Consider the following 20,640-nt stretch of genomic DNA (forward strand, 5'->3'; position numbering starts at 1 on the left):
TTTGAAGTTTGTTTATATAAATTTGAATTTCCCTTTTTTCAATGTTAAGCCGACACCGCCGACTAAATATAATGCGCGGTCGTCTACGACTTTCTTTAACGCGGATGCAGGTTTACCTGTAAATTTACGACCGAATGCTGTTCCGATTGCATCTTCCTGACCTAATGAACAAACAGCCCCCTTATCATCGTAAACAAATACTTCTGTCGGTTCATCATTCATTATATGTTTAATATTTTTCGCAATAATAGCACCTTGCTGCATCGCAATTTGAGCTGTTGGCGGATAAGGTCTGCCAGTTTCCTCATTCAGTAAAAATGCACAGTCTCCTACGATAAAGACATCGTCAAAGCCCGGTGCGCGCATATCTTCATGAACTGCAATACGTGCACGGTTTGATTCAATACCGGAAGACTCGATTAAAGCATTTCCACGTACTCCCGCAGCCCAAACAACGGTACCGGCTTTAATGAATTCCGTGTTTCCTTCGTCCTTTTTAATTTTCACACCTTCTGCAGTTGCTTCCACAATAGGTGTACCGATTGAAAATTCCACACCTTTTTTACGTAACTGTTCCTGTGCATAATCGACTAACTCCGGATCAAATCCTGGTAATACAGTCGGTGCTGCCTCTACGCAAAGAAGGCGTACTTTTTCCTGTGGGATATCAAATTCTCTGCATAGTTCAGGAATCCGGTTACCGAGCTCCCCTAAAAATTCAATTCCTGTAAAACCGGCACCGCCTACGACAATCGTAAGCTTACTGTCGTCTTTTACTTCATCCAAAATCCAAGAAGCAAACTGATATTCGATATGCTCACGGACTTGGCGAGCGGTATTAATATTCGTCAATGATAATGCATGTTCCTTCAGGCCGGGAATTCCGAATGTTTCCCCTTCGAATCCTAAGCCGATCACTAAATAATCATACGTAAACTCACCGGCAGATGTCTCTACTTTCTTTGTGTTGACATCAATGTTTTCTACATTTGCGATGACAAACGTTACATTGTCATTAATCACTTTTGAAATCGGATAACGTGCTTTATCCGGTGAAATCGTACCTGCCCCTACTTCATGCAGCCAAGTTGTTTCATAATGATAGTCGTTTTTGTTCACTAAAATAATTTCTGCTTCGTGTGAATTGATTAACTTTTGAAGATTTACAATTGTAGTTAATCCCCCGTACCCCGCGCCCAATACTAAAATAGTCGGTCTCTTCATTCAATCAAACCCCTTCATTTTAATGAACCGGCGCTATAAATCTATTGGCTATTTTTATAGAACGCCAGTAAACGGTTTATTACTGAAATACTAACATAATAGTAGCGTTTTTCCTGCGCGATTTCAAACAAATGGATATGATACGTTCCGTCAATTTACAATATTATATTCATATAAATAATCGTATTTAATGTCAATGAACAAAAATTCTTCATTCGAAATGGCCATTGAATATGTTCGTGTCAACTCGCCTGTTTCAATATCACTGTATACAGAGGACAGCTCGCCTTTATTGTCTTTTGTCATTTTAATAATGTTCAACAGGAAATAAGGACGCCAGCTCCAGTTTTTTCCGATAATTTCTTCTTGCTTTTCCCATTGTTCGTCTTTCCAACGGATATTCGGAGATGTTTGGAAACCATTACTGTCGCAAATATAAATACGAAACGCGCATTTTTCCAAAGCCTTTGCCAGCTGCATTAGTTTATCAATTTGTGAAGTGGAAGGATTGATCTGCTCGACTGTTGAACAAATTGTCCGTTCAAGACGCTTCATTTCCTCATATTTATGCAGAAGCAGCTTTTTCTCCGTTGCTATAAACTGCTCACACTCTTTGCGGAAACGTTCTTTTAAAGAATCGCGCACTTGCAGCTCCTTATGCGGCAGTTGCAAATAAGGGCCTTTGAAATAACGAGTCCCGTTTTTCCATCCATGCTGTAACTGGTACACCGTTTCAATATTTTCGACTAATAATTGCGTACCCATCTTTACAGCGAGTGTTCGGATAGTTGAAAACGCATGGTTTTGCGAACCCCACAAATTGTAGTTCAACTGACCAACATTGATTTTAAGAATAGCAGGTTCGAGTAGTAATATATTTTCAAGCTGAGTTTGCGAGCCGACATCTGCCAATGCAATTTTAACTCCGTATGTTTTGATATATCGAATTAAATGCTGAAGCTGGTTCAACTCCCCCTCAAAAAGATGTTCCGTCATGACTAACGTAATATTCGGAAGATTCGATTCAGCAACTGTTTCTTTCAGCATCGAAAAATAACTTTCTCCAAAATCCAGCAAAAGCAGTTCGGGATTGCATGGGATATATAAACCGACATCATCAATTAAATGAGCAACATTTTGTAATGATCTGCGGACAAAGATTTGCTCAATTTCTGCTCTAATATCTGCTGGTACGTCCTTTTCATATGTAAACTGCTCGATATTAATCATTTCTTTTTCATTTTCACTTTCCACTTGGCCTATCGCTTCATAAGCTACGATGCGATGTCCATCTGCACTATAGATTGGCTCATATAAAATTTCGATTTGATCTAGCTTATCCAGTAATTCTAAAACACTCATTTAAAAAAGCCCCCTAGCAGTATGGTGATAACTCTATAATAATTCAAACCTTATAATAATACAAAACGACATATTAAAACATAGTTATTTTATAGGAAATATAAGTTTTAATAGTTAAAATAATTAAATTTCATACGTTAGTGAAAAAAATTTCATTTTAAATACAAAAGGGACACCCTAAGTCGGATGATACTATATAAATAAAATTTAATAATGCAAACGTATTCCTGTTATGTTAGAGTTAAGCAAACTAAATGAGGTGCTTACTTGGATGAGCTGGAGAGAAGGAAATGTTTAGAGGAAATACGGCTCCATAAGGTACGCACTAAGAAATTACGAATATTGATCACTAATACTGATAATATTGAAGTTAAAATGCAGTTAACCAAAGGATTAATTTGGCATATTAAGCGAAAACGAGAGTTAAGAAAAATGCTGATAGATGATATTGGTTCAGATTCATAAATAGGTTGATCGGTAAGTTCCGTAATATAAAAGCAGTTTTTTATTTACTACATATAACTATCAGAGAGAACACAAAGAAGCGACCAACAACGAGAATAAATCGTTGTTGGTCGCTTTGTGTTTTTTTATGCTAAATAAATTTAAAGTTTAAATTCTCTTACTAATGTATTAAGTTCTTCAGCTAAATTGGCAAGATGTTTCGAACTTCCTGCCACCTCTTCCATTATACTGCTTGTTTGTTGAACAGAAGCGGATGTTTGTTCAATGCCCGCTGCAGATTCTTCAGATACTGATGCAATTTCTACAACAGAATTGTTCATCTCCTGTGTACTTGCTGAGATTTCTGATAAATTTTTACCGATAGTTGTAATACTATTTACCATTTCAGTTACAGCAACACTAATTCCTTCGAAAGTTTCTCCCGTTGACTCAATTTGTGTTTTCCCGAGTTCGACTTCTTTATACCCAACTTTTAGTGAGTCAGACACAATAAAAGTTTCTTTTTGTATATTGTCTACAATTCCTGTGATATCTGTTACAGAATTGGATACTTGTTCAGCCAGTTTTCTTACCTCATCAGCAACTACTGCAAATCCTTTTCCATGTTCACCAGCCCTTGCAGCTTCAATAGCAGCATTTAAAGCAAGAAGATTTGTCTGATCCGCTACATCCTTAATGACGGTAACTAGATTAGATATTTCCTGTGATTGCTTATCCAACCCTGCAACCTTTTCGACGGATTCATTTACAATGGAATGAATTTTTTCCATCTGTTGAATCGATTGTTTCATTAACTCTGCTCCGTCATTGGTCATACTTAGAACGGCTTTTGAATTTCCTTCTATTCGTAACCCACTTTCATTTGCCTCTTGGACTGTTTCTACAAAAGTATTCATTACCGAAGCTAAATCACTTGCATTATTAGCCTGTGTTTCAGAACCAGCAGCCAATTCTTGAACAGTAGATGCCACTTGTTCTGATCCCATTTTCACTTCATCGGCAGATTGAGATAGTTCTTCACTATGACTAGTTAATGTCTCTGAAGTTTCGGAAACTTTTTTCATTGAATTTCTAAGATTGTTATGTAATAAATTCATAGCATCTGCCAATCTACTTATTTCATCTTTTGATTTAATTAGCAATAATTCTTTCGTTAAATCACCATCTGCAAGATAACCCATCTGTTCAGTTACTTTTATAATTGGTTTAGTAATTAGATTTGCAGAGAACCAAATGATGATAACCCCTAAAATGATTGAAATACCACTAACAATAAGAATAATATTAAACAACTCAGTAGCAGGCTGATTAAAATCCATCATATAGGTACTGGCAGTCACTACCCAATCCCAGTTTGGATCAACTTTCGAATAGGAAACCTTCTCTTCAATTTGCTCTTTATTATTTGGTAATGCTGAATTATAAAAAGTAAAACCACCGCCGTCATTGGCTATTTTAATCATCTCTTGAGCAAATTTTATACCGTTTTCATCCTCATCATCCCATGCACTAGCACCCTCTTTAGATGGATGCGCAATTCGAGTTCCTTCTTGACTATACACTATCATATAGCCATTTTCACCTAGATCTATAGAAGCATTAATATTTCGGGTCCCATCCCCATTCTTCTCACCTAGAATAATCTCCTTTACTTTCTCTTGAGCACTTTCAAGGGAAATAGTTCCTTTTAAAACTTCCGAATTATATGCTTCAATTGTTGCAAGTGTAAATTCAACACTGTTTTGTAAGTTTGTTTTGCCTATTTGCTCTAAACTGGTAGAGCTTTTCTGGTAACTTGTCATTCCTATTACTATCATTGGAACTATCAATAGTAAAATAGAAATTCCAATTAATTTTGATTTAATAGATGAGTGAAATTCAGGTTTAGATTTAGCTTGTTTTTTCATTAATATACACCCCTTGTATTTATAGAACTATCATTTCATTTTGTCTTGCAACTAATTAAATTTCCCTATTTATAGCATTAATTGACTATTAAAATCCCCCCAAAGAAGAGTATTAATTACTTCTCCACAATAAAAAAACATGGAAAAAAGTACTATTTTTGATTCCCGAATGTTATTTTAACCTAAATTTTTACTTAATCCAACATATTTTTACATAATACACTCTTTCAGATGTTTATTTTCTTTTTTAAGCACAAAAAAAGCCTCCTTGATTTGTCATGTTTAATAACATCACAAATCAAGGAGACTTGTTATTCACAATCCATTATTCACATGGTTGCTCTACTGCCGGACGTGCTGCCGCTTTAAAGCTTGTGCCGCAGCCGCATGAAGCAAGTGCGTTCGGGTTGTCGATTGTGAAACCGCCGCCCATTAATGATTGTTTAAAATCGATTTTCGTGTCTTGTAAAATACCCGCATCTTCTTTTGATACGATAATTTGAATGCCGTGTTGGCTGTCTACGAAGTCGTCATCATTAATTGTTTGCTCAAATGCCATTCCGTATGAAAGACCACTACAGCCTCCGCCTTTTACGGCTACACGCAGGCTCGCATTTTCTTCTTCGTTTTGAACCATCATTTCTTTGACTTGAAATGAGGCCGCTTCTGTTAAAATGATTACTTGTTTTTCACTTGCCATTCCAGTCACCTACTTTCTTTTATTTATCATATCAATTGTAAAACCTATCTGACAACAAAACTGCTCTACCTGATTATATTCCTGCATTGAGTAAAAACTTTCAAGGAAAAAATACCTAAAAATTTCACATCAATTCGGTATATTAATCACATTTTTTCAATTTTCCTTGCTATAATAAAGGAACATAATTAAATGAAAGGTATGAACCTTTATGGAAATTTCCCCATTTTACGAAAAGACAGTGAACTGTATTCATTGCAAGAAAAATTTTTCTACACTAAAAGTTCGTACCAAGTCCATAAAAATAGAGCATACAGAATCCGACTTTCAACCAGTCTATACAGACAATTACGTGAATGCATTATATTATAATGTATTTGTTTGTCAGCATTGTGGGTTTTCGTTTACGGAAGACTTCAGTAAATATTTTGCTCCAGGTGTGAAAGAACAAGTCAATGAAAAAATTTGCAGTCATTGGGTACCGCACAGTTTCAGTAATGAGCGTTCTATTTTTGAGGCCATTCAAACATACAAACTGGCATTGTTTTGCGCAACAATAAAAAAAGAAAAATTTGTTATTACATCAGGCTTGGCATTGCGGTTGGCGTGGTTATATCGATCATTAAAAAATAATACACAGGAACAGCGCTTTTTAAAACTGGCACGCGATCATTATATGGAAAGCTATTCGACGGAAGATTATGCTGGCACAACAATGTCCAGTGTACGGATAGTGTATATGATCGCCGAGTTGTCCCGTCGCCTTGGGGATTATGAAAATGCAACACGCTTCTTTTCACGAGTAATTGAAAATCAACGTGTAGGCGGAGAAGCTAAACTCGTTAATATGGCAAAAGAGCAATGGGAATTAGTTCGTCAAGAGCGCGGTAAAATAGCCCAATAAAAAAGAGCTGCCAAGTAAGTAAAAACTTTCTTGGCAGCTCTGTAGTCTTGAATTAGAAAACTTGTTCTACTTCGACGATACCCGGCACTTCTTCTAAAAGAGCACGTTCGATACCTGCTTTTAATGTGATTGTAGAACTTGGGCAGCTACCGCATGCGCCTAATAAACGCAATTTTACGATACCTTCTTCAATATCTACCAATTCACAGTCTCCGCCGTCACGTAATAAAAACGGACGTAATTTATCTAAAACTTCTTGTACTTGTGCATATTGTTCTGTTTCTGTCATTTTGCTCGACTCCCTTCATTAAAATCATTATAATGTGAAGGAGCAAAAAAATCCATTATTGAATCACGAAAGGTTGGAATTCCTATGTCACAATCTCATCCAGTTATAGAAGTATTCGGCGCTGACATCATCTGTGCCAGCTGTGTAAATGCACCATCTTCCAAAGATACATATGAATGGCTCCAAGCTGCAATTTCACGAAAATATCCGGAACAGCCGTTTACTATCCGCTATATCGATATTGAAGGTGTAATTGATAATGAACGTGATCAAGATTATGCAAACCGTATTCAAGAAGATGAATTTTTCTACCCTTTAGTTTTAGTAAATGATGAAGTAGTTGGTGAAGGCTATGTGCAGATTAAGCCTGTATTTACAGCGCTAGAATCGGCAGGCTTTGTATCAACTGAAGAGTAAAAATATTAACATAACAAAAAATTCAATTTTCTCCTCGAGGAAATTGAATTTTTTGTTTTAAAGTCAAATTGAATTCCTTTACAGGGATGATCAATTTTTAGTTTTCGTTTTGCTTTTTGTAGTACCAAAGCAGACCCGACTTCATAAGGCGTGCAATGCGTCCTGTTACAGTTGTATCCGCCAGATGAACGAAGCCTTGCTTTTTCCCAAGGGAGCCCATAAAGCCTTTCATTTTGATTTCTGAAAGCTTTTCTGGAAGCGGCTCGCCTTTCCAGCGCATTTTTAAAACTTTAACGATACGTTCGCCTTGCTCTTCTGCCAATTGCGCTGTTGGAGGTAAATGTGAAGAAGCACAATCTCCAACTACAAATACATTTTCATCCCCAACTACATGATAATGATCCGTTATAATCGGACGATTGAATTTATCTTTTTCAACATCCAGTTCACGAACGATTTTCACAGGCTGTACACCAGCTGTCCATACGATTACGTCAGCTTCAATTATTTCATCATGGTTGTATAAACGTCCTTCTTCAACGCGCGTAATATTCGATTCTGCGATTACATCGACGTTATGTTTAATAAACCAGGACTTGATATACTCACTTAGCTTTTCCGGGAAATCACGTAAAATACGGTGAGAACGGTCAAATAATTTAATTTTTAAATCAGAACGGCTTTCACGTAGTTCACTCGCAAGCTCGATTCCTGAAAGACCTGCACCAATAATGGCAACCGTCGAACCTGGAGCCAATCCGCATACTTTTTCGAAAGTTTTACGTGATTTGGCGATTGTTTGAATACTATATGTGAATTCATCGGCACCCGGCACTCCATGGTATTTATCAATACAACCTAAACCAATAACAAGCTGGTCATAGGAAAGCTCCTCGCCGTCACCTAAATAAATTTTTTTATCTTCACGGTCGATACGTACTACTTCTCCGTAAACGCATTTTAAGCGCTCATGTTCCGGAAATGCAACTCGGATTTCCTTATCTGTTGATGTACCTGCAGCAAGTGCATAAAATTCTGTTTTCAAACTATGGAATGGTGTACGATCAACCAATGTAATTTCTACATCCGCTGGTAAGCTTGGCAATAGACGAAGTAAAATTCGCATATTTCCGTATCCGCCACCTAATAATACTAACTTTTGCATAGCATATTCCCTCATATCTGTAAGTAATCAATTACGAAGCTGCTAGGCATCATAATTGTGTTCACAAAGTTTCCATAAGTATTATAACTGTTTGTGATAAGTTTCACAATATATTAAATGATATTTTGTGAATAAATTCACATAAGTTAATGATGCCCTTTCATTATAAAGGATTGCAAGGATTTTCAAACATTAGCCGAAAGTTATTAAATCAGAGAAATTGACGTTCGCAGCAAAAAAAAGTAGGATTGCTAATAGTGAGGTGACAACATGTTAAATCCATTAGTCGAATTTTGCATTAGTAATTTAGCAAATGGTGCGCAACAAACATATGAACAACTGGAGCAAGATCCTGATATTGATGTATTGGAATATGGCTGCTTAAGCTACTGCACAAAATGTGCCGAAAACTTTTATGCTGTTGTGAACGGGGATATAGTTGAGGCGGATACTCCAGAAGAGCTGACGAAGCGCATTTATGAATATATAGAAGAAAATCCGATGTGGTAAACGACCCACACCGGATTTCTTTTTGTTTATTTAATAAGTTCCAACAAATTTTCTACACAATAATTAGGCAACTTTGCTTGTTTTTTTACAATCTCAGTAGGCGTAACACCCGTATTGACATGAATTGTATCACAACCGAAGTTTATCCCACACAAAATATCGGTATCATAGTTGTCCCCGACCATGACCATTTCACTCTTTTCAAAGTGATGCTCTTCAGCAATGATTTGCAGCATTACCGGTGATGGTTTCCCAACAAAGGTCGGTGTAGCTCCGGATACATTTGCAACTAATTGAACAAATGATCCATTCCCGGGAGTAAAACCGGTTTCGTTCGGAAATTTAATATCGCCATTTGTTCCAATAAGCTGTGCGCCATTCTGGACATAGTCACATGCTTTTACAAGTTTCTCATACGAGATTTGACGGTCAATGCCCATTACAAGAACATCGCTTTGTTCATCGGTAATTTCTAATCCTTGCTCGATTAAAGCAGTACGAATACCCAATTCACCTACTACATTTACTTTTTTATTACTACTCATTTTTGCAACATAGGCTGCCGTTGCAAGTGAACTTGAATAAATATGATCAAGGGGTGCATCCACGCCAATATCTTGTAAAACTTGCTGCAGTCTTTCACGGGTTTTCGATGAATTGTTCGTTAAATAATATGGCTCAATTCCCTCGCTCTGCAGTAAATGAACAAATTTTACGGCAGAATCGATCACTTCTTTCCCACGATAGATTGTCCCATCCAAATCAAAGCAATACGCTTTATACGGGAACATTATGCCTGATCCTCTGGTAAGAATGCTGAAACTGGTCCTAATTCATTCGTTAAGTAATCGTGAACTTTTGGTGAGAATTGCTTTAGTATATTTAAGTTTGCTGTTAATACATTTAAAATTTCTTCACTATCTACAGCGATAAATTCACGAACGATCATTTTGCGTAAGCCGACAACCGCTTTTAATGGTGCATCCATCTCTTCTGTAATCACTTTTTCATCAACGAAAATATCGATAATGTCTTCGTAACTTCCAGGGTCACGCATAATAAAACCGTCAATCACCAGGTTTCCTACATCCATCATCGCTTCCATTACATTATGGCCGATACGCTGTAATGCCAGCTTATGAATATCATCTGCCAACCAGTTTTCTGTCGATTCAAAGATCGCCAATAATTCGTCCAAGTGTGCTAAGTTGTTTGTAATTTTATTTCTATCTACGAAGTACATAGATAAAGCCTCCATTCAATCAATAAAAGTTGATAGTGTTTTCCTTTATATAGTACCATATTCTTTAGAGATGGAAGGGGTACAAAACAAAATGGAAAGATTTTTCTTATATGATGATGTAGAAGATACAAAAACGCGCTTCGTCAGCTTTGCCGGAAAAACACAGCGTTATGATTTAGCCATATTACAAAGTAGTCGCTTTTTTGGAAAAGTGCTCGTCCTTGATATTCAGTTTGGGCGTTTTGCCATCATTGGAGCTGATGATGTGGAAGAGCCAGGTTATTTAGAGCATGTATATAACCGTACAGAAGAAGAGACGGAAGACTTACGAGAATACTTGCGTGAACTATTAAGCTAAAAAAGAGGGGGCGCTATACAACGCCTCCTCTTTTGTTCGTTATTCAACTGTTTCCACTGGCTCTTCTGCCTCAGTTTGTTGTGCGATTATTGGTTCCTTCTTTTGCTCTGGTGCACGGCCTGTTTTATGAACTATAAAATAGGCGCATCCAAAATTACAATATTCATACAAATAGTCTTGAATCGTGCTAATTTTTGTATCAAACGTGGATTTTTGATTTTTGTCATCAAAAAATCCTTTTAAACGTAGCTGACCGTAACCCCAGTCCCCTACAATATAATCATATTTCGTCAATATATCTGAGTATCGTGCGATAAATGCATCTTCTTGAAAGCCTTCCCGCACATTTTCGATCACTTCATAAGCATACCCATCTGCAATAATCAAACTAGACACCACCTATCTATTTCCATGTTAATGAATATTGAAGATGAAAGCAATATTCACAACAAATTTTGTAGGTAAATATGGTGAAATCAGCTATAGTCCGTCTTTCAGCAAGTATTATTATACTCGCCAAAATAAGTTGAACGTCTATTTTCTACAATGTAACACTTGATTGTTTTGCTGCATTCACTTGTTCATCCGCATGGTAACTACTGCGTACTAATGGACCTGCCTCACAATGACTGAAGCCTTTTTCCATAGCGATTTTACGCAGCTTGCCAAACTCGATCGGAGAGTAATATTTTTTTACTGGCAAATGTTTTTTCGTAGGCTGTAAATATTGACCGATTGTCATAATATCAACATTGTTTGCACGCAAGTCATCCATTACTTCATAAATTTCCTCTAACGTTTCTCCTAAGCCAATCATTAAAGAAGATTTTGTCGGAATAGTTGGCTGCATTTCTTTTGCTCTGCGTAAAAATTCCAGTGAACGGTCATATGTCGCTTTTGCCCGAACACGTGGTGTCAAACTGCGTACTGTTTCGATATTATGGTTTAAAATATCCGGCTTTGCATCCATCAGAATGCGTAAACTTTCTTCACGGCCGCTTAAGTCGGATGGTAGTACTTCAACAGAAGTTAACGGACTTTTACGGCGAATTGCACGCACCGTTTCCGCCAATACTTCCGCACCCCCGTCTTTCAGATCATCACGTGCTACCATTGTAATAACAACATGCTTTAAGTTCATTAACGCAACGGAATCTGCAACGCGTTCCGGTTCCGCCAAATCCAATTCATTAGGCAATCCTGTTTTAACTGCACAGAAACGACATGCCCGCGTACATACAGAACCTAAAATCATCATTGTTGCTGTACGACGCTCGCCCCAGCATTCGTGAATATTCGGGCAGCGAGCTTCTTCACATACCGTATGCAAATTATTGTCTCGCATTAATTTTTTTAATGCTTTGTATTCGTCATTGGTATTTAGCTTAATTTTTAGCCACTCTGGTTTGCGTAAGTGCTCTTCCCTCGGATTAGTTGGTTTACAAGATGTCATGTCATTTACTCCCCTCACTCAAATGCTACGATGTTTCTGATGTCAGATTATCATATTAACTACTTTCCAACAACAGAGTATTCTTATTATTTTAATTTATCATAATTAAGTTACTATTCGTAAGGGATTGGTACTTCAATAGACGGCTGTGCTCCTTCACCTGCACTGTAAATATGCGGCACTGTCCCTCTTACTAAACCGATTGCAATTGGGATTTTCTGTTCGACCGATGCAGACTTACTGGCAAATGGTACAATAATCTGGACATTAACACCAATCAGTAAATTTACTTCTACAATTGCATTATTTATGCCAAATTCACTTACTGTTGACTCTACATTACTATTTACATTACCAATAATGTGAAAGCGAATCGGTATTTTAGGTCCTAAATTTCCGATAATCGGAAGGTTTAATGCCTGCCCTAACGGTACGAAAAATACGATTCCGTCTCCTGCTTCCATTTTACCTACGTCATATTCCACATTTTCCAAATTTGGCAAATGTGATAAATCTCCATTTTCGGCCTGTTCTAAATACTCTTTTACTAATGTTGTCGTTTCTGCACGCACTTGGTTAATTATTTCCGTATTAAATTTTGTCGTAATCATATCGTCTGACTGTGTGGGTAAATCAACGATGACATCATTTACATCAAGTACACTCGATGTTCTGGAATTAATTGCTTTACTCACGACATACGAAGCTACTTTATGCGTTTGAACTTCCGCGTACTGCAAATAGGTTGGCATTAATCTGCCGTTCATGACATATATACTAAGACAAACCATGCCGATAATACTGACGATGACGATCGTTACGACATTATGCATTTTGCCTTTTTTCCTGCCATAGGAATTCCACTTTCTTTTACGAAAACGCAAAAAAAATCCTCCTTCCCATAAAATATGAGAAGAAAGATTTTTTATTCAATATTTCCCTCAAAATCCACATCAACTTTTTTAATATCGACTGTCGGGTAATTACTTAAACATAGTTCATATGTAGCGCCCAGCATTTTGCCGTTTTCTTGGAAAATACGGATCCAAGGTCGTGTCACATCAACAAGATTTTGCTTCGATACAATTCCACGTCGGCCATCTGTGAGCAACACAATTGTACCATTTGCATAGTGGACTACGCTCCGTCTGAATGCCTCCATTACCTTTGCATCAAAAAGCTTCCCATCACCTTTGTCAATGATTGCAATCGCTTCTGAAGGCAACATTTTCTTTCGGTAAATGCGATTCGATGTCAATGCATCAAATACATCTGCAACAGCGATGATTTTTGCAAACGGATGAATTTCATTGTTAATAATCCCCCGTGGATAACCGCTTCCATCGATTCGTTCATGGTGTTGGAAAGCGCAATGTGCTACGAGCAATGATACTGAATGTAAGTTGCGTAATAAATCAAATCCGTAGCGTGCATGATTCTTCATCTCTTCATATTCTTCATCCGTTAAGTTGCCCGGCTTTAGTAAAATATCAGGTGAAATAAGCAGCTTCCCCACATCATGTAAAATTGCCCCAATTCCAATTAATCGTATATCTTCGTAAGAATAGCCCATTTCTTTAGCAATTGCGATTGAATACAGTGCTACTTGGAATGAATGCTGATAAATATATTTATCATATAAATACGCATCTGTCAGCACCATTAATACTTCCTCGCTATTTACGATGGCATTCATAATATCATCGACAATTAAGCCAATCACTTTGGACTGTTGATCCAGTACATAGGATGCCTGATCCCGTTTAGCTTTTTTTACATTTTCGAATGATTTAGTCATATTTTTTACGGCTTCCATTCTTTTTAACGGAGCAATCGTTTCTTCTATTTCAATTCCTGCTGATAGTTTATCATCAATGTATAAATAATGAATATTCAGCTCTCGCAGTCTTTCAATAATTCGGCTTGTTACAACGACGTTTTTGTGAAGCAGTGGATGGCCGGCTTCATTCCAGATAGTCCTGCCGACCGCCATACCTTCTTTCAAAACATTTATCGATATTAATCGCATCTATATTTATTTCTCCATTCTACTATTACGTTCATTATATAATTGGAAAGGGGGTTTTGGAAGATTACTGAAACTTTTTCATACAATAATTTTTAAAAACATCCCGGATAAATTCCGGTAGAAGATATTGTTTCTTGGCATATTTAAAGCTAGGGAAAAAATACCCGAATGTAAAGAGATCCAGTGTTGCTAAACGGTAGATCCGATCCGGTTCCATAAGTTTCCCGTTAATATATAATTCGCGCTGCTTCGTCATCTCAATACCATAATTCAATATTTTCCCGAAAATAACGCCTCTAAAGCCAAGACCTTTTAATTCAAGACGTGGCCAATCTTCGTTTTCGGATTGAGTAAAAATTTCTTTTAATTCATTACCTGTTATTTGCACAACACATATATTTATCGGATGGGGAAAAATTTTATGAATATCATATGTAGAAATTAACCCTTTACGTAGTGGTTCGACAAAAATTCCAGCATTGAACATGACACAATCCGCTTCTGTATAATCATACATACACTCTGCAAATAAATCCGATAATTGGGAACGATGGAACCATTCTTTATTGTATGGTTTCGTTAATGTAAAAATAGGTTTTTTCAAAATTGCCTTTGCTTCTTTTTGAAGATTGGACAACCACTGTTCTTCTTCTTCGACTGTTGGTAAAAGAGCGTTTTCAAATAGGCGATCTGATTTTTCTACTACCTTCCGGGACGCGTGGTCAAATTCCACCGTTAACAGACCGGTATACTGGCCAAATTTCCCGCCTCCTGTTAAAAGGACATTATTTTCCACTTGACCTTTTTCAAACACATGATGTGTGTGCGAACCGAAAATCACATCGATAATCGGACATTCCTGTGCCAGCAATTCATCTTCAGTTATCCCTAAATGTGATAAACAAACGATTATATCCGCCTGTTTTTTTAATTCAAAGGCCAGCTTTACAAGCTCTGTACGCGGGTTTGTTACGTTCCACCCAAGTTCCTTATAGAAAAGATCAAACGGGGCTGTCGCAGCTATTACGGCTATTTTCGTGCCGTACTGGGTAGTCAATATTGTGTATGGCTTCATCCAACTTGGATTTTCTTCTGACTGGGAATATAGATTTGCGACAACTACTTCGAACTGTGCGTCATCATATAATTGATAGAGCAAATTATAGGAAAGCGTTATGCCTTCATTGTTTCCAATTGTCACAACATCATAATCAGCATCGTTTAACATTTTGATATTACCTTTACCTAGTGTTGCCTCTGTATATAAATTCGAACGATCCAAATGATCCCCTAAATCGACCAGAAAGCTCGTTTCGCCTTTTTCGGCCAGTATTTGACGTTGTATTTGAATAAACGACTGACTGCGCTTCCAGTACGTAAAATGACTATGCAAATCATTCGTATGGAATATATGAATTATTTCTCGCACTTTTGCATTGCCACCTCACTCTTCGTTATTCTTCAAAAAGACCTAATTGCTTTGGCGCTAAACCATCAAATTCAAGATCAAGAATTTGCTGCATTCGTTTTGCGTTTTTTGCGGCATGCCCTCCGGAATTATTATTAAATAATACGAAGACATGTTTTGATTGGCGAGCCAGAAATTTTATTTCCTCTGCAAGTTTCTGCAGTTCTTCTTCATTATAATCATATAAAAAACGTACTTTTCGCCAGTTCTCCCCATGGCCTATATTTCGCCAGCCATGTACATTGCGCCCATGGATACGTACGAGCACTTTCTCACTAGTTGCGATTGGTACAAAAGGGACCGAGCCGCTTCCTGCTTGCGGTTCATCACAGACTGTATGAATCAATTGATGGTCTCTTAAAAATTGCACTGTCTTCTCTTTCATTTGAGGGCTGTACCAAGTTTGATTTCGAAACTCAATAGCAATAGGATACCCTTGTAATTGTTGCTTTATATATCGGATATATTGAACATTTTTACCTTGGCAGTCAAACCAAGGAGGAAATTGAACAAGAACCATTGCAAGCTTACCGTGCTTTTTAAATGTATCTGCACAATTCCGGAATGCGTTGAACATATCATTTTTCGTCTCAAATGGCAGTTCATCGCGTAAATGACCTGTCATGCCCTGATAAGCCTTCACGACAAATTGAAAAGTATCCGGGGTATCCTTGCACCATTTTTCCACATTTGCCGGTGATGGTATTGCGTAAAAGGATGTATCTAATTCTACGACAGGGAAATGCCCGCTATAATCAAACAATTTATCTTTTGCAGCAGTAACTTCACTGTATACTTCCGGGTGATCTCCCCAACCAGTTAAGCCGATTGAAATCATCGTTCTTCACCTCTCTAGCATTGTATAATACCTTACCCGTTTCGATGTTCATTCATTGCAAAACACTACATTTCCTATCATAATAATAGAAAAAAGGAGGACAAGTTTATGCATATTTTACAATCAACTGAGGAATTTGAGCAATTTAAAAGCAGTACAGCCGTAATTTTCGAATTTACAGCGGACTGGTGCGGGGACTGCCGTTTTATTGATCCGTTTATGCCGGAAGTTGTAGAAAAATTCCCGGAGTATACATTTGTTAAAGTAGACCGCGATAAGTTTTTAGATTTATGTATTGATTTAGGAATTATCGGCATCCCTAGCTTTTTAGCTTATGAAAACGGCATCGAGCTTGGACGTTTCGTCAGCAAAGACCGTAAAACTCAACAGGAAATTGAAAGTTTTATTTCTAATTTAAAATAGAAAAAAGCTTCAAACGCATTAATAGTCGTTTGAAGCTATTTTAATATTATTTAATAATACCTTCATGCTCTTCATTTTTCATAACCTTACCGTTCTTCTTTTCCCCTAAAGCCCAAAAAGTGAGTACTACCGCAACTACCACTACAGTACCAGGAACCCCTAAAGCTATTGGCCAAAATAAGTTTTCCATTTTGTCGCTCCTTTATATCATTCTCTAAATCCATTATTCCATCTAATACAATTATTGTAAATGAATACTCCACGCTTTCTGAAATCTTTCTAGTAAACCTTTGTATTTCTTCACGAATTCAACACAATTATATACAAAAAAAGCACCTGACTCCAACTTAGGTTGGAGACAAGTGCCTCATAGATTATTATCCGATTGAACCTTCCATCTCGAACTTGATTGTTGGTTATATAAATAGGAAGAAACGAGATATCTTTAATGCGATAAATACTATCTTAGAAACAATTTTATAAAATGTGGGTAATCTGGGTGTAATTCTTTTGTGGGCAATTTGTGGGTATTTTATGTAACTCGCACTTAAAAAGCTTCCTAACAAAATGTTAATGCAATAACGTTGGTATTATAGTAAAATTTAACCATAACCTTAAGGAGGATTTACCATAATGAAAAAACTATTATTTAGTGCAGCGTTGGTATTATCTCTTGGGCTTGCAGCATGCGGAGATTCTGAAACTGAGAAAGAAGTAGAAAACAATGCATCGACAACTCAAGAAAATCAAACAACAGAAGTAACGAAAGAAGAAACTAAAGAGGATGTAAAAGAAGATGTTCCGGGTGAGGTCACAAATGGGCCGTTAACCAAAGCTGGCGAATGGACAATGGATGGCGATAATAAAGTTACATTAACTAAAATAAATGATGTCAATGAAGTATATACACTTGGACCAATCAACTTAACGATTGATTCCATCAAATTATTGCACCATTCAAAGCCAACAGTAGATACCGTAACCTATATTCAAGAAGTGCACGGTAAGGATATATCTGACGGACTAAGTACGATTCAAGTTATTTACTCTGTTGAAAATACAACTGATGATAATATTATGTTCCATGCGATAAAAACACTTACTACGGATACAAAAACTCAAATCGAGGGTATGTATGATATGGCTCAAACCACAGATTCCGGTACTTATATGGGAGAAGTAATTGTAGAAGGGTTAACAATTTTACCTTATTTCTCAGGCGATCTAAATGATATCAATTCGATTAATATCTTGACTGGTGATGTTTGGGACAATGATAATCCAACAAAGTTAGCGGATAGTCAAAAGATCACAATTTCTTTCTAATAAAAAACAAAGCCTTCCACAAAATTAAATGGAAGGCTTATTTTCTGTCTGCAGGCGTTAGATACTTCATCCCTAAAACACGCTTCATCTCTTCACTCACCCAGTTCCTTAGAGCAATATTGCTGTAACTTCTCGTTTCGTCGTATCCCCTAAACAATATAAAATAATAAGTCATCATTTCATCCGATTTCTGCTTTTCGATTTTACATCCTTTCTTATATAAAGAGTCCCTTAACTTTTTAAATTCCTGAAAGGTTTCATTAATTTTAGATTCGTACCACGCATCGAATACGTCTTTCATTTTTAATTTAGATACGTGATCTCTGTCGCGCTCAAGTGTTTTTAAGAATAATTCCAGAACGATATACCGGTGAATATCATTGCTGAGTGCCATTAATTCTTTATGCATTTAATCCACTTGCCTTACTCATTACTGGATATACTGCTAAAATATTTTCCATTTTAAATGTTCGTTTAGCATGTCGTGTAAAACAGTAAGCTTGAATTGTATCGCCAGCAATTTTGATTAATTTGATACGACGTTTAGTGATTGCATTATCTTTGGCTATATACATAATCTCTATAATTTGGTTATATTGCATAGCTTTTTTTATTTGTTCTTTCATTGCAAGCACCTCAACCCTTTTAAATCATTATAGAACAAACGTTCCTATATTTAAACATAAAATTTTTCGTATTTATGGAAAATATATGAATATATCTATTTACTTTTTTGAATAGGTATAGTATAATTAATTTATAGAAAGGAGGTGAACAAGGGTGGATGATTTCGAAAAAGTCCTTGCAACAGTCGCACTTGTCGCTACAACATTCAAAGCTTTCACATCAGGCTTGAAAGACATTTACGACATGACACAAGGCAAAAAGAAAAAGCGACGCACTCCCGCAAAGAAGAAACGTCGCAAATAACACTACCGAAGGAGGTTAGCGCCTCCTTCACCTATACTATATCACATCCACTTAAAAGTATGAAAAAAATGCTCAAAAGAATTGGTTATACAAATATTGCTTTATTTATTGCGAGTACAGTTATCCTTCTGGCATATGTTGATTTTGAAAACCCGTCAGCATTTGACTATGGATTAATAGCCCTTTATAGCCTCATCATTTTAATTCACATTGCAAGAATCGTACTATTTATGTTTGTAAAAGAAAGGTGAGCATATGAACTATCAATTTACATCAACTGAAGAATTACTTCAATTCCTGGAGAAAGAATTACTCTCTGCAGCAGAGGCTATAGAAATACTTGATATTTCAAAAGCGAGACTTGGTCAACTCGTAAAAGATGGTAAATTAATTGCCGTGAAACAACAACCGAAAATGTTTCTAAAAAGCATGATATTAGAAAAGAAAGACGAGCTGGAATCGCTACGAAAGAAATATAGACCTTATGACGAATAAAAGTATAAAGCCCGCTACTATAAAAGTAACGGGCTTTAATTTATTTATTTGAATTATTATAATCGTTCTATCTCATTCTTGAGGTTTCTCATTTAGGAACTTAATAAGAAAAAGGGTGCTTATTAAATAATTGTGCCTGATTGTTTAATAGTAATAATAATTCAAATATCTTTTATATTATATTTCATCACAATAAAAATCAAACTCATATTCAGAATTAATTTCATTCGCAAATTTGATGAGTTTTTGATTCAATAAGAGACCGGAACTTTCGGGAAAAACAAGAATAATTGCTATTTTAGAATCTAAATTAAATTCTTTCAAATAGTAATTAATAATGTTTACTTTGTTTGAAAAAATATCAACTAATTTATTTATTTGTGAAGTTGGGTCACTTGTTAAGCAATAGTCGATTTCGTATGTCCATGTAGTGGTATAACTTTTGTGTTGTGTCTTTCCAATTTTGTAAATTTCCCCTTTTGTTCTTACAACTGTCGGAGTTATTCCTATTTTATTTGTGAATTCATCTAGTGGAAATTCATCCCCAAATATAGAGAAATAAGTTCTTATATTAGTATTTGGATTTTGCATTATTTCCCCTCCTATTTTTTCTGAATATAAAAAATATATTGAAATTAATTATACCATATTGTAAAATTTAGGAAAAGGGGGAATTTTTATGTCAAAAAAAATGCTTTTTAGTTTTATAGCTTCACTTTTATTTTTAGTAATAGTAACACCTTCAGCAAATGCTGATAGACTTAGTTCTTTAGATGAAAATATTCCTAACAATATTGAACTAGTTAAGACGGAAGAAGATTTGGTTGTTCCTCTAATATCTACAGATCCTCATGAAGAAAATTTCGGTGGTGCGGTCGGCGGATTTACTATTATGAGCAATTCTACTGCTACTTCGTATGTAAGGTCACATGGTTATAAGGATGTACATGAATTCAAAAGGGCATATTTGGGTGAAAAAGCTCCAATATCTCTTTATAACTTATACTACTCTAAAGGCAGTACAAGATATGTATATATACTTAACTCAAGTAACAGAGGTATAAAAGCATACGAAACCTATAATTAAAAATAGATTATAAGTCTCACAATTTTGAAATAAAAAGCCCGCTACCA

The 20,640-nt window shown here is 36.3% G+C and carries 27 protein-coding genes and 1 pseudogene; 10 read left to right on the top strand and 18 right to left on the bottom strand.

Going from position 1 to position 20,640, the window contains the following annotated elements; genetic code table 11:
- Nucleotides 1–12: 12 nt before the first annotated feature.
- Together MHH37_RS15440 and MHH37_RS15445 are read right to left on the bottom strand one after the other, a co-directional pair.
- On the bottom strand, nucleotides 13–1,224 hold the full coding sequence (locus MHH37_RS15440) for an NAD(P)/FAD-dependent oxidoreductase (RefSeq protein WP_342573673.1): 1,212 nt from the start codon (nucleotides 1,222–1,224) through the stop codon (nucleotides 13–15).
- A gap of 150 nt (nucleotides 1,225–1,374) precedes the next feature.
- A complete protein-coding gene (locus MHH37_RS15445; protein ID WP_342573674.1) occupies nucleotides 1,375–2,586 on the bottom strand; it encodes an EAL-associated domain-containing protein in 1,212 nt (403 codons plus the stop codon).
- Between the two features lie 267 nt (nucleotides 2,587–2,853).
- Here MHH37_RS15445 and MHH37_RS15450 point away from each other — a divergent pair, with 267 nt between their 5' ends.
- On the top strand, nucleotides 2,854–3,051 hold the full coding sequence (locus tag MHH37_RS15450) for a hypothetical protein (protein ID WP_342573675.1): 198 nt from the start codon (nucleotides 2,854–2,856) through the stop codon (nucleotides 3,049–3,051).
- A 140-nt stretch (nucleotides 3,052–3,191) separates the two neighbouring features.
- On the opposite strand, the gene MHH37_RS15455 is transcribed toward MHH37_RS15450, so the two are convergent.
- Together MHH37_RS15455 and MHH37_RS15460 are read right to left on the bottom strand one after the other, a co-directional pair.
- Nucleotides 3,192–4,958 (bottom strand): methyl-accepting chemotaxis protein, encoded by a 1,767-nt coding sequence (locus tag MHH37_RS15455; RefSeq protein WP_342573676.1) that lies wholly within the window; start codon nucleotides 4,956–4,958, stop codon nucleotides 3,192–3,194.
- A gap of 325 nt (nucleotides 4,959–5,283) precedes the next feature.
- Complete coding sequence (locus tag MHH37_RS15460; protein ID WP_008409036.1) at nucleotides 5,284–5,658, bottom strand: iron-sulfur cluster assembly accessory protein; 375 nt, start codon at nucleotides 5,656–5,658, stop codon at nucleotides 5,284–5,286.
- 211 nt (nucleotides 5,659–5,869) lie between these two features.
- On the opposite strand from MHH37_RS15460, the gene MHH37_RS15465 reads away from it, so the two are divergent.
- On the top strand, nucleotides 5,870–6,562 hold the full coding sequence (locus MHH37_RS15465) for a DUF2225 domain-containing protein (protein WP_342573677.1): 693 nt from the start codon (nucleotides 5,870–5,872) through the stop codon (nucleotides 6,560–6,562).
- A 52-nt stretch (nucleotides 6,563–6,614) separates the two neighbouring features.
- Here MHH37_RS15465 and MHH37_RS15470 read toward each other — a convergent pair.
- A pseudogene (locus tag MHH37_RS15470) lies at nucleotides 6,615–6,907 on the bottom strand (NifU family protein).
- 28 nt (nucleotides 6,908–6,935) lie between these two features.
- Here MHH37_RS15470 and MHH37_RS15475 point away from each other — a divergent pair.
- Nucleotides 6,936–7,268, top strand: a complete 333-nt coding sequence (locus MHH37_RS15475; protein WP_342573678.1) for a YuzD family protein — start codon at nucleotides 6,936–6,938, stop codon at nucleotides 7,266–7,268.
- Between the two features lie 97 nt (nucleotides 7,269–7,365).
- Here the strand turns inward: MHH37_RS15475 and MHH37_RS15480 are convergent, their stop codons facing one another.
- A complete protein-coding gene (locus MHH37_RS15480; protein WP_342573679.1) occupies nucleotides 7,366–8,433 on the bottom strand; it encodes an NAD(P)/FAD-dependent oxidoreductase in 1,068 nt (355 codons plus the stop codon).
- Nucleotides 8,434–8,703: 270 nt separating this feature from the next.
- Between MHH37_RS15480 and MHH37_RS15485 the strand changes: the two genes are divergently transcribed.
- Nucleotides 8,704–8,943, top strand: a complete 240-nt coding sequence (locus MHH37_RS15485) for a YuzB family protein (RefSeq protein ID WP_008408654.1) — start codon at nucleotides 8,704–8,706, stop codon at nucleotides 8,941–8,943.
- Between the two features lie 26 nt (nucleotides 8,944–8,969).
- On the opposite strand, the gene MHH37_RS15490 is transcribed toward MHH37_RS15485, so the two are convergent.
- Both MHH37_RS15490 and MHH37_RS15495 read right to left on the bottom strand, forming a co-directional pair.
- A complete protein-coding gene (locus tag MHH37_RS15490; RefSeq protein WP_342573680.1) occupies nucleotides 8,970–9,734 on the bottom strand; it encodes a TIGR01457 family HAD-type hydrolase in 765 nt (254 codons plus the stop codon).
- Nucleotides 9,734–10,186, bottom strand: a complete 453-nt coding sequence (locus MHH37_RS15495) for a DUF86 domain-containing protein (protein ID WP_339195550.1) — start codon at nucleotides 10,184–10,186, stop codon at nucleotides 9,734–9,736. Before MHH37_RS15495 ends, MHH37_RS15490 begins: the two co-directional genes overlap by 1 nt.
- A gap of 91 nt (nucleotides 10,187–10,277) precedes the next feature.
- Between MHH37_RS15495 and MHH37_RS15500 the strand changes: the two genes are divergently transcribed.
- Nucleotides 10,278–10,544: a DUF3055 domain-containing protein gene (locus MHH37_RS15500; protein ID WP_008408657.1), complete on the top strand. Its 267-nt coding sequence runs from the start codon at nucleotides 10,278–10,280 to the stop codon at nucleotides 10,542–10,544.
- A gap of 39 nt (nucleotides 10,545–10,583) precedes the next feature.
- Here MHH37_RS15500 and MHH37_RS15505 read toward each other — a convergent pair whose 3' ends face one another.
- The 6 genes from MHH37_RS15505 to MHH37_RS15530 form a co-directional block, all read right to left on the bottom strand.
- Nucleotides 10,584–10,931 carry a YutD family protein gene (locus tag MHH37_RS15505; protein WP_008408658.1) on the bottom strand — a complete coding sequence of 116 codons (348 nt, stop codon included), beginning with the start codon at nucleotides 10,929–10,931 and terminating at the stop codon, nucleotides 10,584–10,586.
- A 154-nt stretch (nucleotides 10,932–11,085) separates the two neighbouring features.
- Nucleotides 11,086–11,997 (bottom strand): lipoyl synthase, encoded by a 912-nt coding sequence (lipA, locus tag MHH37_RS15510; protein WP_008408659.1) that lies wholly within the window; start codon nucleotides 11,995–11,997, stop codon nucleotides 11,086–11,088.
- 113 nt (nucleotides 11,998–12,110) lie between these two features.
- Nucleotides 12,111–12,881 carry a sporulation protein YunB gene (gene yunB / locus MHH37_RS15515; RefSeq protein WP_008408660.1) on the bottom strand — a complete coding sequence of 257 codons (771 nt, stop codon included), beginning with the start codon at nucleotides 12,879–12,881 and terminating at the stop codon, nucleotides 12,111–12,113.
- Between the two features lie 41 nt (nucleotides 12,882–12,922).
- Nucleotides 12,923–14,026, bottom strand: coding sequence for an HD-GYP domain-containing protein (locus tag MHH37_RS15520; protein WP_342573681.1), 1,104 nt, complete (start codon nucleotides 14,024–14,026; stop codon nucleotides 12,923–12,925).
- Nucleotides 14,027–14,090: 64 nt separating this feature from the next.
- A complete protein-coding gene (locus MHH37_RS15525; protein ID WP_342573682.1) occupies nucleotides 14,091–15,455 on the bottom strand; it encodes a bifunctional UDP-sugar hydrolase/5'-nucleotidase in 1,365 nt (454 codons plus the stop codon).
- 25 nt (nucleotides 15,456–15,480) lie between these two features.
- Entirely contained in the window at nucleotides 15,481–16,332 is an 852-nt protein-coding gene (locus MHH37_RS15530; RefSeq protein ID WP_342573683.1) for a DUF72 domain-containing protein, read from the bottom strand.
- Between the two features lie 108 nt (nucleotides 16,333–16,440).
- Here MHH37_RS15530 and MHH37_RS15535 point away from each other — a divergent pair, with 108 nt between their 5' ends.
- Entirely contained in the window at nucleotides 16,441–16,755 is a 315-nt protein-coding gene (locus MHH37_RS15535) for a thioredoxin family protein (protein ID WP_008408666.1), read from the top strand.
- Between the two features lie 46 nt (nucleotides 16,756–16,801).
- Here MHH37_RS15535 and MHH37_RS15540 read toward each other — a convergent pair whose 3' ends face one another.
- Nucleotides 16,802–16,945, bottom strand: coding sequence for a hypothetical protein (locus MHH37_RS15540; protein WP_014823035.1), 144 nt, complete (start codon nucleotides 16,943–16,945; stop codon nucleotides 16,802–16,804).
- A 443-nt stretch (nucleotides 16,946–17,388) separates the two neighbouring features.
- Here MHH37_RS15540 and MHH37_RS15545 point away from each other — a divergent pair, with 443 nt between their 5' ends.
- Nucleotides 17,389–18,081, top strand: coding sequence for a hypothetical protein (locus tag MHH37_RS15545; protein WP_342573684.1), 693 nt, complete (start codon nucleotides 17,389–17,391; stop codon nucleotides 18,079–18,081).
- 37 nt (nucleotides 18,082–18,118) lie between these two features.
- Here the strand turns inward: MHH37_RS15545 and MHH37_RS15550 are convergent, their stop codons facing one another.
- A complete protein-coding gene (locus MHH37_RS15550) occupies nucleotides 18,119–18,490 on the bottom strand; it encodes a hypothetical protein (RefSeq protein ID WP_342573685.1) in 372 nt (123 codons plus the stop codon).
- Entirely contained in the window at nucleotides 18,483–18,707 is a 225-nt protein-coding gene (locus MHH37_RS15555) for a transcriptional regulator (RefSeq protein WP_342573686.1), read from the bottom strand. The genes MHH37_RS15550 and MHH37_RS15555 overlap by 8 nt, the downstream gene beginning before the upstream one ends.
- Before the next feature lie 154 nt (nucleotides 18,708–18,861).
- Between MHH37_RS15555 and MHH37_RS15560 the strand changes: the two genes are divergently transcribed.
- Nucleotides 18,862–19,011, top strand: a complete 150-nt coding sequence (locus tag MHH37_RS15560; RefSeq protein WP_342573687.1) for a hypothetical protein — start codon at nucleotides 18,862–18,864, stop codon at nucleotides 19,009–19,011.
- A 255-nt stretch (nucleotides 19,012–19,266) separates the two neighbouring features.
- Nucleotides 19,267–19,506: a DNA-binding protein gene (locus MHH37_RS15565; RefSeq protein WP_342573688.1), complete on the top strand. Its 240-nt coding sequence runs from the start codon at nucleotides 19,267–19,269 to the stop codon at nucleotides 19,504–19,506.
- A gap of 177 nt (nucleotides 19,507–19,683) precedes the next feature.
- Here MHH37_RS15565 and MHH37_RS15570 read toward each other — a convergent pair whose 3' ends face one another.
- Entirely contained in the window at nucleotides 19,684–20,097 is a 414-nt protein-coding gene (locus tag MHH37_RS15570; RefSeq protein WP_342573689.1) for a DUF4279 domain-containing protein, read from the bottom strand.
- Nucleotides 20,098–20,185: 88 nt separating this feature from the next.
- Between MHH37_RS15570 and MHH37_RS15575 the strand changes: the two genes are divergently transcribed.
- Nucleotides 20,186–20,593 (top strand): hypothetical protein, encoded by a 408-nt coding sequence (locus MHH37_RS15575; protein ID WP_342573690.1) that lies wholly within the window; start codon nucleotides 20,186–20,188, stop codon nucleotides 20,591–20,593.
- Nucleotides 20,594–20,640 lie beyond the last annotated feature (47 nt).

Origin of the sequence: Solibacillus sp. FSL K6-1781, from assembly GCF_038630735.1 — a bacterium.
Taxonomy (GTDB): domain Bacteria; phylum Bacillota; class Bacilli; order Bacillales_A; family Planococcaceae; genus Solibacillus; species Solibacillus silvestris.